At 61.1% G+C, this 16087-nt stretch carries 19 protein-coding genes; 11 read left to right on the plus strand and 8 right to left on the minus strand.

Annotated elements, in window-relative coordinates; genetic code table 11:
- Window positions 1-132: 132 nt before the first annotated feature.
- From AC2FNL_RS05720 to rpsF, 4 genes are all read right to left on the minus strand, one after another.
- Window positions 133-615 carry a lytic transglycosylase domain-containing protein gene (locus tag AC2FNL_RS05720; RefSeq protein ID WP_170338057.1) on the minus strand — a complete coding sequence of 161 codons (483 nt, stop codon included), beginning with the start codon at window positions 613-615 and terminating at the stop codon, window positions 133-135.
- A gap of 149 nt (window positions 616-764) precedes the next feature.
- Window positions 765-1385 carry a 50S ribosomal protein L9 gene (gene rplI / locus AC2FNL_RS05725; protein ID WP_093962414.1) on the minus strand — a complete coding sequence of 207 codons (621 nt, stop codon included), beginning with the start codon at window positions 1383-1385 and terminating at the stop codon, window positions 765-767.
- A gap of 12 nt (window positions 1386-1397) precedes the next feature.
- The gene (rpsR, locus tag AC2FNL_RS05730) at window positions 1398-1625 is read right to left on the minus strand and encodes a 30S ribosomal protein S18 (RefSeq protein WP_005608650.1); all 228 of its coding nucleotides are present in this window, start codon (window positions 1623-1625) and stop codon (window positions 1398-1400) included.
- Window positions 1626-1653: 28 nt separating this feature from the next.
- Entirely contained in the window at window positions 1654-2007 is a 354-nt protein-coding gene (gene rpsF / locus AC2FNL_RS05735) for a 30S ribosomal protein S6 (protein ID WP_093962413.1), read from the minus strand.
- A gap of 279 nt (window positions 2008-2286) precedes the next feature.
- On the opposite strand from rpsF, the gene AC2FNL_RS05740 reads away from it, so the two are divergent.
- The gene (locus AC2FNL_RS05740) at window positions 2287-2796 is read left to right on the plus strand and encodes a hypothetical protein (protein WP_254920134.1); all 510 of its coding nucleotides are present in this window, start codon (window positions 2287-2289) and stop codon (window positions 2794-2796) included.
- A 127-nt stretch (window positions 2797-2923) separates the two neighbouring features.
- Window positions 2924-3496, plus strand: coding sequence for a YceI family protein (locus AC2FNL_RS05745; RefSeq protein ID WP_093962996.1), 573 nt, complete (start codon window positions 2924-2926; stop codon window positions 3494-3496).
- Window positions 3497-3567: 71 nt separating this feature from the next.
- Here the strand turns inward: AC2FNL_RS05745 and AC2FNL_RS05750 are convergent, their stop codons facing one another.
- Window positions 3568-4797, minus strand: a complete 1230-nt coding sequence (locus AC2FNL_RS05750) for a cytochrome b/b6 domain-containing protein (RefSeq protein WP_093962411.1) — start codon at window positions 4795-4797, stop codon at window positions 3568-3570.
- A 172-nt stretch (window positions 4798-4969) separates the two neighbouring features.
- On the opposite strand from AC2FNL_RS05750, the gene fabD reads away from it, so the two are divergent.
- From fabD to mltG, 7 genes are all read left to right on the plus strand, one after another.
- Window positions 4970-5908: an ACP S-malonyltransferase gene (fabD, locus tag AC2FNL_RS05755; protein WP_093962410.1), complete on the plus strand. Its 939-nt coding sequence runs from the start codon at window positions 4970-4972 to the stop codon at window positions 5906-5908.
- Window positions 5909-5949: 41 nt separating this feature from the next.
- The gene (gene fabG / locus AC2FNL_RS05760) at window positions 5950-6687 is read left to right on the plus strand and encodes a 3-oxoacyl-[acyl-carrier-protein] reductase (RefSeq protein ID WP_093962409.1); all 738 of its coding nucleotides are present in this window, start codon (window positions 5950-5952) and stop codon (window positions 6685-6687) included.
- A 210-nt stretch (window positions 6688-6897) separates the two neighbouring features.
- Window positions 6898-7131 carry an acyl carrier protein gene (locus tag AC2FNL_RS05765; RefSeq protein ID WP_005982462.1) on the plus strand — a complete coding sequence of 78 codons (234 nt, stop codon included), beginning with the start codon at window positions 6898-6900 and terminating at the stop codon, window positions 7129-7131.
- A 138-nt stretch (window positions 7132-7269) separates the two neighbouring features.
- A complete protein-coding gene (locus AC2FNL_RS05770) occupies window positions 7270-7809 on the plus strand; it encodes a GNAT family N-acetyltransferase (RefSeq protein WP_093962408.1) in 540 nt (179 codons plus the stop codon).
- Between the two features lie 123 nt (window positions 7810-7932).
- On the plus strand, window positions 7933-8676 hold the full coding sequence (locus AC2FNL_RS05775) for a 1-(5-phosphoribosyl)-5-[(5-phosphoribosylamino)methylideneamino]imidazole-4-carboxamide isomerase (RefSeq protein WP_496832796.1): 744 nt from the start codon (window positions 7933-7935) through the stop codon (window positions 8674-8676).
- A gap of 183 nt (window positions 8677-8859) precedes the next feature.
- A complete protein-coding gene (fabF, locus tag AC2FNL_RS05780) occupies window positions 8860-10125 on the plus strand; it encodes a beta-ketoacyl-ACP synthase II (RefSeq protein ID WP_093962406.1) in 1266 nt (421 codons plus the stop codon).
- On the plus strand, window positions 10126-11286 hold the full coding sequence (gene mltG, locus AC2FNL_RS05785; protein ID WP_170338572.1) for an endolytic transglycosylase MltG: 1161 nt from the start codon (window positions 10126-10128) through the stop codon (window positions 11284-11286).
- A 115-nt stretch (window positions 11287-11401) separates the two neighbouring features.
- On the opposite strand, the gene AC2FNL_RS05790 is transcribed toward mltG, so the two are convergent.
- Complete coding sequence (locus AC2FNL_RS05790; RefSeq protein ID WP_496832797.1) at window positions 11402-12652, minus strand: DEAD/DEAH box helicase; 1251 nt, start codon at window positions 12650-12652, stop codon at window positions 11402-11404.
- 309 nt (window positions 12653-12961) lie between these two features.
- Window positions 12962-13261 (minus strand): hypothetical protein, encoded by a 300-nt coding sequence (locus tag AC2FNL_RS05795; protein ID WP_496832798.1) that lies wholly within the window; start codon window positions 13259-13261, stop codon window positions 12962-12964.
- 339 nt (window positions 13262-13600) lie between these two features.
- Here AC2FNL_RS05795 and AC2FNL_RS05800 point away from each other — a divergent pair, with 339 nt between their 5' ends.
- Together AC2FNL_RS05800 and AC2FNL_RS05805 are read left to right on the plus strand one after the other, a co-directional pair.
- On the plus strand, window positions 13601-13945 hold the full coding sequence (locus tag AC2FNL_RS05800; protein ID WP_093962994.1) for a hypothetical protein: 345 nt from the start codon (window positions 13601-13603) through the stop codon (window positions 13943-13945).
- Window positions 13854-15224 carry a DNA-packaging protein gene (locus tag AC2FNL_RS05805; protein WP_496832799.1) on the plus strand — a complete coding sequence of 457 codons (1371 nt, stop codon included), beginning with the start codon at window positions 13854-13856 and terminating at the stop codon, window positions 15222-15224. The genes AC2FNL_RS05800 and AC2FNL_RS05805 overlap by 92 nt, the downstream gene beginning before the upstream one ends.
- Here the strand turns inward: AC2FNL_RS05805 and AC2FNL_RS05810 are convergent, their stop codons facing one another.
- Window positions 15225-16067 (minus strand): SDR family NAD(P)-dependent oxidoreductase, encoded by an 843-nt coding sequence (locus AC2FNL_RS05810; protein ID WP_496832800.1) that lies wholly within the window; start codon window positions 16065-16067, stop codon window positions 15225-15227. It lies immediately after the preceding gene.
- Window positions 16068-16087: the final 20 nt, after the last annotated feature.

Genomic DNA, 16087 nt, shown 5'->3' on the forward strand with positions numbered 1-16087 from the left:
ACCCATTTGTACATATCACATGGAGTTATTGAGTGCTAATGGCAACAGACAACCTCCGGATTATTTCATCCTGTGAGGTATTCTCGGTCAAATTGAATGCTGTATAGATCGGTGTCGATTGCCCCGTTCAAGCTATTCGGACCGCAAGCCAGTTTCAACCAGCATTCCGCGAGCCTTGGCTTCGGGGTAGTACCCCTTTGCATAGAGGAAGATCGCGCGCTGCTGGTCGCCGTCGGCCAACATCCATGCGCCGCGAAGATACTTGCCCGCATACTCCAGGTTGGTGTCAGCATCCAGAAGACCTTTGGCGTCGCCCTTGTAGCCCATCGAACGAGCGGTGGCGGGAAGGATCTGCAACAGGCCGTAATATGGCCGGTTCGTCGCCCAGGGGCGATGCGTGCTTTCGCGGATCGCCAGCTTATGGACCAACTCTCGCGGAAGTTCGTAGTGATCAGCCCATTTGTTGATCGATTCGCGCAATTCGGGCGTTTCGTTGGGGTGGAGCGGCGGCTCGAATGCCTGTTCCTTCGTCGCTTTGCCAGATGGGTCGCTGCAGGCGGCAATCGGGGCAGCCAGAAGCACTGAAAGCATTATTCGACGCAGGACCTTTGCCATGCAACTTCTCCGGATTGTTACGCGGCTGGATGATACGAAAGTGGCCCGGCGTCGCAAGTCCGGCGCGCTGTGGTGGCCAAAAATTGCCAGTCGAAAGAAAAAGGCCGCGCAATGCAGCGCGGCCTTTGAGATTAACAGACCTGATCGGATCAGGCTTTGGGTTCGTCTTCCTCGGTCGAAGCATCGGCGGCAACCAATTCTTCGTCTTCCGAAGCGGCCGAGCCGATGTCGTCGAACAGTTCCGCGATTTCGAAATCTGCGGCGGCCTCTTCTTCAGCGGCCAGTTCCTGGATCGACTTGCCCGATGCCTGAAGCTCGGCTTCTTCTTCCGAGCGGGCAACGTTCAGTTTGATTTCGACCTCGACTTCGGGGTGCAGTTTGACGGAAACCGTGTGCAGGCCCAGCTCTTTGATAGGCGAGACCAGAACGACCTGCTTCTTGTCAACGGTGAAGCCCGCAGCGGTTGCGGCATCGGCTGCGTCACGCGGGGTGACCGAGCCGTACAGCGCGCCGGCGTCCGATGCCGAGCGAATCACGATGAACTGCTGACCGTCCAGCTTTTCAGCCAGAGCTTCAGCTTCTTTCTTGGTTTCCAGGTTGCGGGCTTCCAGCTGTGCTTTCTGGGCTTCGAACGAGGCGATGTTGGCCTCGGACGCGCTCAGCGCTTTGCCTTGCGGCAGCAGGAAGTTGCGGGCGTAGCCGGGCTTGACGTCGACGACATCGCCCATCTGACCCAGTTTCGCAACGCGTTCCAGAAGGATAACTTGCATGTCAGTCTCTCCTTACTTCACGGCGTAGGGCAGCAGGGCGAGGAAGCGGGCGCGCTTGATGGCGCGGGCCAGTTCACGCTGCTTCTTTGCCGAAACGGCGGTGATGCGCGAAGGCACGATCTTGCCACGCTCGGAAATGTAGCGCTGCAGCAGACGGGTGTCTTTGTAGTCGATCTTCGGCGCGTTCTCGCCCGAGAACGGGCAGACCTTGCGGCGGCGGAAAAACGGTTTTGCGGCCATGGTTTGGTGTCCTTTCCTCAGGCGTTGATCAACGGCGCTCGCGGCGGCCATCGCGCTCATCGCGCTTCTGCATCTGGACCGAGGGGCCCTCGGGATGCTCGTCGACCTTGATGGTCAGAACGCGCATCACGTCTTCATGCAGGCGCATCAGACGCTCCATTTCCTGAACGGCGCCCGACGGTGCGTCGGTCTTCAGGAAGGCATAGTGGCCCTTGCGGTTTTTGTTGATCTTGTAGGCCATCGTTTTGACGCCCCAATACTCGCTGTCGACGATCTTGCCGCCGTTGTCAGCCAATACGGTGCCAAAGTGTTCGATCAGGCCCTCGGCCTGCGCGTTGGACAGATCCTGACGCGCGATCATTACATGCTCATACAGTGGCATGTTCACTCCTGTTTATATCAAGGCGCATTTCATAGGCGGGGCCAGTTCCCTTCGCGACCCTGCCACGAGAGGCTGCGCGGTTCATGCGTATAGCGAAGGATGGCCCCGTATACACGTTTCTGGATGGGGGGCAAGCCCTGCCATGAATGCCTTTCTCACGCCGTCCAATTACCTTTGGGCTGCCCAAATCCTGACGCTTTTCGGCTTGAGGTTGTTTGCAAGCCCGGCGTTACCCGGGGGGTCTCAAGAAACTTGGACAGGGCAAAAGCGATGGCCGTCATGAACACGAACACATTTCAACAGTCCGCAGCCGGCGCAGCATACGACAAATCCGTGCCCGTGCTTATTTCCTTTGCACCGAACTGGAAGGCCCGGTTGGTCCTGTTCCGCGTGCTGGGTGCATTTCTGATCGTATCGGCCTTTTCGATGTGGCTGATGCCGGGTTCGGTCATCGGTGCCGACGTCTGGACCATCAAGCTGGTCGCGTCGCTGATGTTCCTGATCCTCGGGGTAAGCTTGCTGACCATCGAGGTTCTGGATCCGCGCCCCGATGCATATTTCGACCCGATCCGCCGCGAGGTTCGGGTGCTGCAGAAGAACGAAAACGGGCGTCCGCAGACCGTACTGCGCCGCAGCTACGATACGCTGGGCGGAGCCCGGTTCGTGGACAACCAGGTTGAACTCTTTGAAGTCGATGGCAGCCTTCTGATGAAGCTGCCGCTGGAATCGGCGGATGTCAGCCGAGCGCTGAAAGGGCAACTCAGCGGAAGCGTAACAATTTTCGCCTGAATTTTATTCTGTTCATTGAAGAACAGAATTTGTGAGAGAATGAAGGTTGTGTGCCGCCCACGGGCGGCACATCTTTGTTTTGGAGCAACCCAACCGGTTTGCGCTTTGAAAACTTTCGGAGATTGTCATGAAATCCACCCTTATTGCAGCAGCACTTGCCACGGCGGCGACCTCGGCCATCGCGGCCCCGGAAAAATACGTTCTGGACCCGAGCCACAGCCAGGTTGTTTTCAGCTACAACCATCTTGGCTTTTCGACCACCACCGGCATGTTCTCGGGTTTCGAGGGCGAAATCATGTTTGATCAGGAAGATCCTGCAGCGTCGAGCGTGACGGTTTCGATGCCCGTGGTCGAGATGATCACCGGCTGGAAACCCCGTGAAGATCATTTCATGTCCGAGGATTTCTTCGCAGCGACCGCCGAGGAAATGGTGACATTTACCTCGACCTCGATTGAGGTGACGGGTGAGAACACCGCAAAGATCACTGGGGACCTGACCTTGAATGGTGTGACCAAGCCGGTGGTGCTGGACGCCAAGCTGAATCAGGTCGGCGAGCATCCGATGGCGGGCAAGCCTTGGGCCGGGTTCGATGCCACCACCACCCTGGTGCGCAGCGATTTCGAACTGGGCAAGTTCGCGCCTTTCGTCGGAGATGAAGTTGCCATCGCGATTTCGATCGAGGCGCAGAAGGCCGACTGATCCGGGCTTCAGAGCGAGAGCTAAAAAACCGCCGGTGGCCGATGCCCCGGCGGTTTTTTTGTGTTGTCGGCTTACTGAGCGTTGGGTGTTGCCGTCAACTCGACCGAAACGTTGACGGCGAAGGCCAGCGAATCCTCTTTCGGCATCGATTGGCCAACCCCGAAGTCGAGGCGGTTGAGGTCCATCGTGCCGGACATTTTTGCAGTCTCGCCTTGGATGTCCAAAGAGAAGGGCAATACAACGTCGAGTGTTTGATCGCGGATGGTCAGCGGACCCCTTGCTTCATACCCCGTTTCGGTTTTGTAGATCTCGGCATCGAACTGCGCCGTCGGGAATTGCGCCTTGTCGAAGAAATCAGCCCCCATGGCCTGATCCGTCACCGTACCCAGGCTCAAAGATCCGATGGAGACCGTTACCTCTACCGACCCGGCCGGACCGGGTTCGACGGGGTCGTCAAAGGTGATTGCTGCGGTCCAGTCTGAAAACTGACCGATAACAGGGTTGCCCAACTGTGTGATCGTGATGGCAAGCGTGCCTTCTTCCACCTGCCAATCCGATTGAACTGCCGCCAACTCGGCCGTTTCAGCCTCGGCATCAGGCTTGTCTGAAAAAATGCCGGTCAAAAGGCCGGCTGACAGAACTCCAACCCAGACAAGTCCAGCAGCGGCGGCGGGAACCATCGAGTGGTTCTGTTCCGGCGGAACCGGCGCAGCGGACGCCCCGGGCAACATTCGCCGTAGAGTGCTGTCCTTGTCGATGACGTGGTGTTTCAGTGCTCCGGCGATGTGCAAGGTCAAAGCTGCGACGAGAACCAGCATGAAAAGCCAGTGCAGCGTTGCCATCACCTCGGCCAGATGCTCCGACTTGGGCACTAGAGGCAGGTTTTGCCCAAATGGCCAAAGGATGGGCGCAAAGCCTTCGGTAGCAGCGTGGTCGATCCAACCAGACAGCGGAACCAGAACCAAGGACCCGTACAGCAGCCAGTGGACCGTTTCGGCCGCAAAGGCCTCGGGCTTGTTGTCGGCGTTCAGCAGTCCGGGCTTGGTTTGAGTGAGCGACCAGAGAATGCGAGCCAGCGCAACGAAGAAGACGGTGATCCCTACGGTTTTGTGCAGGGAAAACAGCCGAGCGGCTTGGGCAAGATCGGCTTCGGTGGTGGGGATGGTGGGGTCATAGATTGCATGGGCCAGGTTGTTGGCGAACCACCCCAAGGGCAAGGCGGTGAAGATCAACAATGCGGTCAGCCAGTGGAATGTCTTGGTCACGCTGCCATAGCTGACATTGGTGTTGGTTAGGGACATTGATCTTGCGCTCCGGGTTTTCTGCTGTGGCCAAGGTAACCGTGTGACGCACATAGACAATAGCGAGTGGCGCACAGACCCGGTGTCGTCACGCAGAGTGCAGGCAGTGCTTGTGCAGGACCCTCACTCGGTTTACACCCCGGCGCAACCTAACGTCATCCAAGAGGTTGCAATGACACTTGCGTTCGTTTTTCCGGGGCAGGGCGCCCAGACCATCGGCATGGGCAAGGCGCTGGCCGACGCTTATCCGGCCGCCAAGGCCGTGTTTGACGAGGTGGACGAAGCGCTGGGCGAAAGCCTAAGCAGCCTGATCTGGGATGGCGATATCGAGACCCTGACTCTGACGCAGAACGCGCAGCCGGCGTTGATGGCCACATCGATGGCGGCGATGCGCGCGCTTGAGGCCGAAGGGGTCGATGTGACACGGGCCGCTTTCGTGGCCGGTCATTCGCTGGGCGAATACTCGGCCCTTGCCGCAGCCGGCGCGCTGAGTGTCGCGGACACTGCTCGCCTTCTTCGCACGCGCGGTCAGGCAATGCAGAGCGCCGTCCCAGTGGGCGAGGGCGCGATGGCCGCGATCCTGGGGCTCGACCTGGACGCCGTGCGAGCCGTGGCCGAAGAGGCCGCACAGGGCGAGGTCTGCCAGGCTGCCAATGACAATGACCCCACACAGGTCGTGGTTTCGGGTGCCAAGGCCGCTGTTGAACGCGCCGCTGAAATCGCCAAGGAAAAGGGCGCCAAGCGGGCCGTAATGCTGCCGGTCAGCGCTCCGTTTCATTGTGCCTTGATGCAGCCAGCCGCCGAGGTGATGGCCGAAGCTCTGGCGGGTGTTGAAATCAAGGCGCCTGCGGTTCCGCTGGTTGCCAATGTCCGCGCCGAGGCGGTCACCGATCCCGACCTGATCCGGCAATTGCTGGTCGAGCAGGTTACCGGTTCGGTCCGGTGGCGCGAATCCGTTCAGTACATGGTGGCGCAGAGTGTGACCGAAGCGTGGGAGATCGGTGCAGGCAAGGCTCTGTCGGGCATGATCCGCAAGATCGACCGGTCTGTGGCCTGCTCCGCCGTTGGTACGCCGGAAGACGTTCAAAAAGCGCTGCAGGCAGGCGATTAACTCAAAGCTGGTCCGACAGGACACTCAAAAAGGATACCGGTATGTTTGATTTGACTGGAAAATGCGCCCTTGTCACCGGGGCTTCGGGCGGGATCGGGGGCGAGATTGCACGCACCTTGCACGCCGCAGGGGCTACTGTTGGTCTGTCCGGCACGCGCGTCGAACCGCTGCAGAAGCTGGCGGATGAACTGGGCGAGCGCGCTCATGTCCTGCCGTGCAATCTGGGTGACCCCGAGGCCGTGGCCGCGTTGCCGAAACAGGCCGCCGATGCCATGGGGTCCGTTGATATTCTGGTCAACAACGCAGGCATCACCCGCGACAACATCTTCATGCGCATGTCCGACGAGGAATGGCAGAGCGTGATCGACGTGAACCTGACCGCCACCGCCAAGCTGTGCAAAGGCGTGCTGCGGGGCATGATGAAGGCGCGTTGGGGCCGCATCATCAACATCTCGTCCGTTGTCGGAGCAACCGGCAACCCGGGACAGGTGAACTATGCCGCGTCCAAGGCGGGCATGGTCGGCATGACCAAGTCACTGGCCTACGAGGTCGCGAGCCGTGGCATCACCGCCAATGCCGTCGCGCCGGGTTTCATCACGACCGCGATGACCGACAAGCTGACCGATGAGCAGAAATCCGGTATCCTGACGCAGGTTCCCGCCGGTCGGATGGGCGAGCCATCTGAAATTGCGGCGGCCGTTCTGTACCTTGCAAGCCCCGAAGCGGGCTATGTTACCGGAACCACCTTGCATGTGAACGGCGGCATGGCCATGTTGTAGGCGCAGCCAGGGGCAGATGCGAAAGCGTTTGCCTCTTGCGTCGTCTGTGCTATAGGCGGCGCATGTAATCAGGGGCCGGTCGTTCAGGTCGGCCTTCTACTTTCCCGGAGACCCGGGACCCAAACCGCCCGGATCGGGCAAACCAAGGCCACCCCGAGCGGGCAAGGGCAGAACCGGGCAGACCGCCCTGAAATGGAATGAGGAATAGACATGAGCGACGTCGCAGATCGCGTTAAAAAGATCGTTGTTGAGCACCTGGGTGTTGAAGAGGACAAAGTCACCGAGAACGCGTCCTTCATCGACGATCTGGGCGCGGACAGCCTGGACACCGTTGAACTGGTCATGGCTTTCGAAGAAGAGTTCGGCATCGAGATCCCCGATGATGCAGCCGAGACCATCCAAACCTTCGGCGACGCCGTGAAGTTCATCAGCGAAGCTTCCTGATCGCTTTGAATTTGACCGAAAACGGCGCTTCCGGGCAACGGGAGCGCCGTTTTTTATTGCCCGCTCGAATTCCCGCTTGCCTCGTGGAAAATCGGTTTGCACTGTTTGCGATGAGGCAACAAAACACCGGGTAAGGGCATGAAAAGATCCGCCCCGATGATTAACACCGCGCGCCTGATGATGTGCGCAATGCGCCCCGAGGACTTTGAACGGTTCGCGGAGATTTGGCGTGACCCCTGCGTGGTGCGTCATATCGGGGGCAAACCCCGCACCCGCGGCGAGGCGTGGGACGCGTTCCTGCGCAATGCGGGGCACTGGCAGATGGCTGGATTCGGGCAATGGGCCGTGTTCTTGCAGGCGAATCGCAAATTGATAGGTCAGGCCGGGTTCTTTTACGGCAACCGCTGTCTGGGCGAAGATTTCGATACCTTCCCCGAGGCCGGTTGGGTGTTGGCGCCCGAGGCGCATGGGCTGGGTTACGGGCACGAGGCCGTTCAGGCCGCGCATGACTGGTTCGACCGGATCATGCCGGGACCGTTGGTGTCGATGATTGACGCGGATCATGAGGCCTCGCAAAAGCTGGCGGCCAAGCTTGGATACAAATTGCTTCGCGAGACAGAGTATCGGGACAGCCCGGTGAAACTGTTTCGCCGCGACGGCCCTCCGGCCCGGAACTGAAACGCTTCTTTTTTTGCGGTGCCGCAAACGGATCGCCGTTTGCCGAAACTGAGAAATGCGAACCTGCGCGCGACCAGTATGCTATCATGGATATCCGGAACGATTGAGCGGAGGAGTGTGCTCATGAGGGTTTATCCTACAATGGAATTGCAGAACGGCCGCTGTGTCACGCTGGACAAGGGCCGTCTGGACGAGCCGATGATCTGGCATGTCGATCCGGTGGAAACGGCCCAAGGCTGGGCCGCCGCAGGTGCCGAGTGGATGCACCTGACCGATTTCGATGCGATCGAGGGGCAGGACACGAACTCTGCGCTGGTCGAACAGATCATCCGGAGCGCCGAGCTGCCTGTTCAACTGGCGGGCGGGTTCCGCTCGCGCGAGCAGGTCGAGCGTTGGATCGACAAAGGGGCAGGCCGCATCGTGATCGGCACCCTGGCGGCGCGTGATCCTCATCTGTTCAAAGAGTTGGCCAAGCTATACCCAGACCAGATCGTGTTGGCCGTGGACGTGTGGCAGGGCTACGTGATGACCGACGGCTGGCGCACCCAAAGCGCGTTCACCCCGGAGGCTTTCATCGAAGCGTTTGCCGATGCTCCGCTGGCTGCCATTCTGGTCACCGATATCGATAGCGACATGGTGGACGTCGAGGCGCAGCTGGGCCTGATTTCGGGGCTGGCCGCGCATTCGCGCACACCGGTGATCGCCAGCGGCGTCGTGCGCAGCAGCGACGACATCTCGCGTCTGGCGTACATTCCCAATATCTCGGGTGCGTTGGTCGGGCGGGCGCTATTCCGCAAGACGGTCGACCTGTCCGAGGCGTTGGCGGTTGCCAAAACCGCCCATGAACCTGTGGCGCAGTTCCAGTAACGCAGCCTAATCCGTCCGAGATGCCCCTGACAGGTTGTCGGGGGCGGCTCGTGTGGTTCTGCTCTGGCCGTGCGCGGAGGCAGGCGGCAAGCTGCCGGTGCGGAATATGCTGTTGCTCTTGCCCCCGGCCCCCGGGCCGGGGTATGAGCGTTTCTCAAACAGGAAGCAGGCAAGAGGCATTTCATGCGCAGAGTCGTTGTAACCGGTCTGGGATTGGTCACTCCACTGGCCAGCGGGGTCGAGGAAACCTGGTCGCGGCTGCTGGCCGGAGAGTCGGGCGCCGGCCCGATCACCTTGTTCGATGCCGAAGCCGCAGGGGTCACCACGACCTATGCCTGCGAGGTGCCACGTGGTGACGGGACCAACGGGACCTTCAACCCCGATGACTGGATGCCGCCTAAGGAACAGCGCAAGATCGAGGATTTCATCCTGTATTCGATCGCTGCAGCCGAGATGGCCTGCAAGGACGCGAACTGGCTGCCCGAAGACGAGGAAGAACGTCTGCGCACCGGCGTGCTGATCGGGTCGGGCATCGGTGGTCTGGGCTCGATCGCTGAAACCGCCAACCTGATCCGTGACAAGGGTCCGCGCCGTGTGTCGCCGTTCTTCATCCCGGGCGCGCTGATCAACCTCGCGTCGGGTCAGGTCTCGATCCGCTTTGGCTTCAAAGGGCCGAACCACTCGGTGGTGACCGCCTGTTCGACCGGTGCCCACGCGATTGGCGATGCCAGCCGTATCATCCGTTCGGGCGATGCCGACGTTATGATCGCCGGCGGCGGCGAGGGCTGCATCTGCGAGATCGGTATTGCCGGTTTCAACGCATGCAAGGCGCTGTCGACCAAATATGCCGACAACCCCAAGGCCGCCAGCCGCCCCTATGACGTCGACCGCGACGGATTCGTGATGGGCGAGGGCGCCGGTATCGTTGTTCTGGAAGAATACGAGCATGCCGTGGCCCGCGGCGCCAAGATCTATGCCGAGGTTCTGGGCTATGGCATGTCGGGCGATGCCTATCACATCACGGCGCCGGCCGAGGATGGCGACGGGGCGGAACGCTCGATGAAGGCGGCGCTTCGCAGCGCAGGGCTCGAGCCGAAGGACCTGGACTATATCAACGCGCATGGCACATCGACCATGGCGGACACGATCGAACTGGGGGCCGTTGAACGGCTGCTGGGCGAACATGCCAGCAAGGCGACGATGAGTTCGACCAAATCGGCCACCGGTCACCTGCTGGGGGCTGCAGGTGCGATCGAGGCGATCTTCTCGATCCTTGCGATCCGCGATCAGGTCGCCCCGCCGACGATCAACTTGGACAAGCCGGCGGTGGAAACACCGATCGACCTTGCGCCGAATGCCAAGCGCGAGCGGGAAATCAACGTGGCGCTGTCGAACTCGTTCGGTTTCGGCGGCACCAATGCCAGCGTGATTTTCGGGAAAGCATCATAAATGTGGCGGGCTCTGGCATCCAATGCGCTGACCTTTCTTGTGGTCGCCATGTTTCTTCTTGGCGGTCTGATCCTTTGGGGGCAATCGCAATATAAGGCCGAGGGCCCGCTCGATACCGCCATTTGCCTTCGGGTGAAGGGTGGCTCGAACATGAACAAGGTCAGCCGTGACCTGGAAGATCAAGGCGCGATCAGCAGCGCAACGATTTTTCGTATGGCGGCAGACTACACCGACAAGTCGCAGCAGCTGAAGGCGGGTAGTTTCCTGATCCCCGAAGGCGCATCGATGGCGGAAATCATCGACGAAGTCACCCGCAGCGGCGCCAGCACATGCGGAACCGAGGTCGAGTACCGCATCGGTGTGACCCGCACTCAGACACGCGTACGTGAGCTGGACCCTGCAACCTTGAATTTCGTCGAGGTCGCGTCTTTTGTCGTTGGTGAGGACGAAGTTCCTGAAGTCTATCAGGAAAAGCGGAATCAAGCCGATACGCGATACCGTGTGTCCTTGGCCGAAGGTGTCACCAGTTGGCAGGTCGTTGAGGGGCTGAAGGCCGTGGATGCCCTGACCGGAGAGGTCTCGGAAATTCCGCCGGAAGGCATGTTGGCCCCGGACAGCTACGAAATCTCACCCGGTGATGAGCGAACGGCTTTGCTGCAAAAGATGCAGGACCGGCAGCAAGAGCGGATTGCGCGGGTTTGGGAGACGCGTCAAGACGGGTTGCCCCTGTCCAGCCCCGAAGAAATGCTGATCCTCGCCTCGATCATCGAGAAGGAGACAGGTATCCCGGAAGAGCGCGGTCAGGTTGCCAGTGTCTTTGTGAACCGCCTGAAGCAAGGCATGAAGCTGCAGACAGATCCCACGGTGATCTATGGCGTGACCAAGGGTCAGGGTACGCTGGGCCGAGGCCTTCGCCGCAGCGAGCTTCGGCGGAACACGCCTTGGAACACCTATTTGATCGACGGTTTGCCGCCCACGCCGATTGCCAATCCGGGCCTGGCCAGCTTGCAGGCTGCCGTGGCTCCAGACGAGACCGACTTCGTGTTCTTCGTCGCAGATGGAACCGGCGGCCATGCCTTCGCCAAGACGCTGCAGGAACACAACCGAAACGTTGCCAAATGGCGTGAGATCGAAGCCGAGCGGAACAATTCGGGTAACTGATCCGCTCGCGGGTTGAAATCAGAGCCAGCAAAAATCAGGCGGACGACCCACCTGATTTATGAAAAGGCAAAATCTTGGAAAAAGACTGCGCGCATGGAAACATGCGCGCAGTTTTTTATGCGGCCGATTTGCGGCGCGGATGGCGCCGGCGGTTGGCGGGGCCGTTTGTGCCCTGCGGTTTCGGGCCACGGCGTCGATTGCGCTGGCGACCGCCGGGCTTGGCGGCTTCTGCGGCTTCGGGTGCCGTTCCGCTGGCGACCGGGATCTCGATCTTCATCAATTTCTGAATCTGACGCAGCAAATCAAATTCATCCGGTGCGCAGAAGGCGATGGCTTCGCCTTCGCGGCCGGCCCGAGCGGTGCGGCCAATGCGGTGCACATAGTTGTCAGGAACGTCCGGCAGGTCGTAGTTGATGACATAGGCCACCCCAGGAATGTCGATGCCACGGGCTGCCACATCGGTGGCAACCAGAACTGTGATCTCGCCGGCGCGGAAGGCCTTGATCGCGCGATCCCGTTGGCCCTGGCTCTTGTTGCCATGGATCGATGCTGCGTTGTAGCCGTCAGCCACCAATCCTTTCATCAGCTTTTCCGCACCATGCTTGGTCCGGGAGAACACAAGCGTCAGGGCGTCGGTATCACGCGAAAGGATCTCGCGCAGCTTGGCGGGTTTTCCCGGCTTTTCAACGAAATGCACCGACTGGGTGATCTTGTCGGCCGCCTTGCCCGGAGGCGAGACCTGCACCCGTTGCGGGTTGGTCAGGTAGGCGCGGCTGAGTTCTTCCATCTGCTTCGGCATGGTGGCCGAGAACAGCATGGTCTGGCGCGGAGTGTCCAGTTGCGGCGCGATTTTGCGCAGAGCGTGGATGAAGCCGAGGTCCAGCATCTGGTCGGCCTCATCCAGAACTAGGTGCCGAACCGAGCCGAGATCGACCGCGCCACGCTCCATCAGGTCGATCAAACGACCGGGGGTCGCGACAAGAATATCGGTCCCGCGCGACAGAAACATGATCTGTTTGTTGATCGACTGTCCGCCAACAACTGTGGCCACACGCAGTTTCGTCTTTTTGGTAAGCGTGCGGAGGCTGTCAGCGATCTGGTTCACCAGTTCGCGAGTGGGAGCCAGGATCAACGCCTTGGCGGTTTTGGGCGCCGGTTTGCCGGGTTGCGCCAGAAGGTGGTCGATCAACGGCAGGCCAAAGGCCAGCGTCTTGCCGGTGCCGGTCTGTGCAAGGCCCAGAATGTCGTGTCCTTCCAAGGCCAACGGGATGGCCTGGTTCTGGATCGGTGTGGGTTGAGTGAAATTTGCGCGCTCGAGCGCGTCGTTCAGTGCCGGCGCGAGGCCGAGCATGTCGAAATCGAACAAGTCGTCTTCCTTTGTGATCCGCGCCGGCATTGGCCGTGCGCGAACAAGAGTAGCTGGCCGCGCGGATTGCACGACCGGCAGGGAGTGTGCGCAGCCTCAGGATTTGCGGGCGAGTCCCACAACATCCGGCTTTTGCGTCAAGAACCCTGCGTGAATGGGAACTGGGAAAATTTGGCGCTATCTCGGACCTCGGTTCGGTCCGCGTGCTCACGCGGCAGCGCTGTGGCGTAGATGAGCGCTGCTGAGGCGAATGTCAAGCCAACACCGGCAGTCAAGGCTGCCGGTGTCCTATCCGTTCCAAATGGATGGTCAACGACGAGGCGTCGGGGCGGCGGCAGCCAGCGCCTTTTCGATAGCCTGTGTGGTGGAAGGGTGCCCGGCCTTGGACAGGCACGAAGCAATTTTACCCGCGTCCGGGCGCTCGGGGCGCTTGCCGGGCTTGGGACGATCGCCCAGGCAGCTTTGGAGCGCAGATTGCGGAACGCCAATCTCGCTTGCGATCTTGCCAAGATCAGGCCCGCGGTGCCCTGTCTGAGCCTGCGCCACTGTGCCCAAGAGCATCAGGCCGCCCAGACAGATTACCGAGACATAGCTGAGGGGATGGTACATATTTTGTCCTTCAGATATTTTTCGTATGCTTGTGGTTTTTGGTTTTGGTGCAGATTGCGTGTGCAATCAGTTTTTGAAACGCACGACGGGAATTACTCCGTCGCGGAAATCTCGCCGATCGGAGAATTGATTGCGGTCCGTGGGCCGGATTAGGATTTTGTTAACAATGACAGTGCGTTACTTGTTGCGCGCTGTTGCTTCAGAGCTTGACTGAGCGCCCGTTTTCTCGTATAAGTTGTGTCATGCTAGAAGAAGTGGGCAACGGCCCCGGGGCGACCCGGTGGCCGTTATTTGTTTCTCTCGTGCGGAGATCACTCACGCATGAGGTCACAGGCAAACATGACTTTGATTACCCCGGAAGAGCGGATGTCCCGGACGGCCGAGCTGTTGCAGTCGTTGGAGGTGTCCATTCGCGGTTTGCGGCAAGCGGCGGAAGACCTGCGCAAGCGGATCGAGACCGGGGAGGATGCAGACCTGGCGAGTTCAGCCAGACAACTCGGGCAGCTAGAGGGGCTGATCCGAAGTTGCCAGAAAGTGGAGACAAGCTTTGTCGAACAATGTCACAGACAAGCGGGAATCGCCCAAGGGGGCTATGCGCTCGACCTGGAGCGGGCCCGATCTGAGATCGGGTGCCGATTGGCTCGCCTCCGCGCCTGCTGCGGTGCGGGACATATTTCTGAGTGAGATCGGGGAGGGGGGGCTATGTGCCTTCCCTTTCCTGTTCGAGTTCTGGGCGCTGCCGCATCAGCTGCCGCCCGAGGGCGATTGGCGGTCCTGGGTCATCATGGGCGGGCGTGGCGCGGGCAAGACGCGGGCCGGGGCTGAATGGGTGCGATCCATGGTCGAAGGGGGCAAACCTTTCGACGAGGGTGAGGCCCAGCGCGTGGCGCTGGTGGGCGAGACCTTTGACCAGGTGCGCGACGTGATGATCTTTGGCGACAGCGGGATCATGCAGTGCTCTCCGCCCGACCGGCGGCCGCAGTGGAAGGCGTCGGAACGCAAGCTGGTCTGGCCCAACGGGGCCGAGGCACAGGCCTTTTCGGCGCATGACCCCGAGGGGCTGCGAGGGCCGCAGTTCGACGCGGCTTGGGTCGATGAACTGGCCAAGTGGAAAAAGGCGGGCGACACCTGGGACATGCTGCAATTCGCGCTGCGACTGGGCGAGCGGCCGCGGGTCTGCGTCACCACGACGCCGCGCAACGTGAAGGTTCTGAAAGATCTGCTGGCAGCGCCGTCCACGGTGATGACCCATGCGCCGACGGAGGCGAACCGGGCCAACCTGGCGGAGTCATTTCTGGAGGAGGTGCGCGCGCGCTATGCCGGCACGCGGCTGGGGCGGCAGGAATTGGACGGTATGCTGCTAGCCGATGCCGAGGGGGCGTTGTGGACCGGCTCGATGCTGGATGCGGCGCGGGTCAAGGCGCTGCCCGAGCTGGACCGCGTGGTGGTGGCGCTGGACCCGGCGGTGACCGGCGGGTCGGGGGCCGATGCATGCGGGATCGTGGTGGTCGGCGCGCAGGTGCAGGGGGCGCCCGAGGACTGGCGCGCCTATGTGCTGGCCGACCGGACGGTGCAAGGTGTTGGCCCGGCGGGCTGGGCGCGCGCGGCGATTGACGCGATGGACGAATTCGGGGCCGAGCGGCTGGTGGCCGAGGTCAATCAGGGCGGGCAGTTGGTCGAAGAGGTGGTGCGGCAGGTGGACCCTCTGGTCCCGTTCCGGGCGGTGCGGGCCTCGCGCGGGAAGGTGGCGCGGGCCGAGCCGGTGGCGGCGCTGTATGAGCAGGGGCGGGTGTTCCATGTGGCCGGGCTGGAGGCGCTGGAAGAACAGATGTGCCAGATGACCGCGCGGGGGTTCGAGGGGCAGGGTTCGCCCGACCGGGTCGATGCGCTGGTCTGGGCGTTGCATGAGCTGGTGGTGGGGCCGGCGGCGGCTTACCGGCGGCCCCGGGTGCGGGTTTTGTGATCAGCCCTCGGGCTTTTCGAACTTCGCGAAGGCCTCGGCATAGTGGGGGTGCCAGCGCGAGAGGGCGGGGCGGTTGTGGATGATGTCCTCGGCAGCCCATTGGATGCGGCGGCGGTCGCGTTCGGCATCGACGTCGTTGTCGGGGCAGAGAATGTAGAAGTCGCCCTGGGCCATGCGGTCCAGGAAGTAGTCGACGGTCTGCTCGCTGGTCCAGGCGGCGGCTGGTTTTTCCGGCAGGAATGACGCGACCATGCCGGTGTAGGTAAAGCCCGGAACGAAGAGATGCGCTGAGATCGGAGCGCCAGCCTCGCGAAGCTCGTGCGCGAGCTGTTCGGTCAGCGTTTTGACGGCGGCCTTGGACACGTTGTAGCCGGGGTTGCCCGGCGGGGTGGTGATCCCCTGCTTTGATCCGGTGTTGATGACGACCGCCGGGCGGTCAGCCTCGATCATGCGGGGCAAAAAGGCTTGGACGCCGCGCAGGACACCCAGGAAGTTCACGTCGAGAGTTTTCTGCCAGTTGTCGAATGAATCCCACGTTTTCGTCGGCAGGCTGATCCCTGCGTTGTTCATCAAAACGGCGACCCGCCCAGCGGCGAAAGCTGTGTCGGCCAGGTTTTCGATGTCGGCTTGAGAGGTGATATCCGTCGGCACCGCAGTGATGTTTACCGCGTGAAAGCCAGCTTTGAGGTCTTTCGTTGTTTCATCGAGCGCCTGTCCGGGCAGGTCGGCCAGTATCACGTCCAGCCCGGCTTGGGCAAAACGCTGTGCCGCGACGCGCCCGACTCCGCTGGCGGCGCCGGTCACGACGGCGATCCCGCCGGTTTCAATTGCACGTTTGTACATGACTGGTCCCTCCTGACAGA

Source organism: Ruegeria sp. CRTD044, assembly GCF_059613485.1.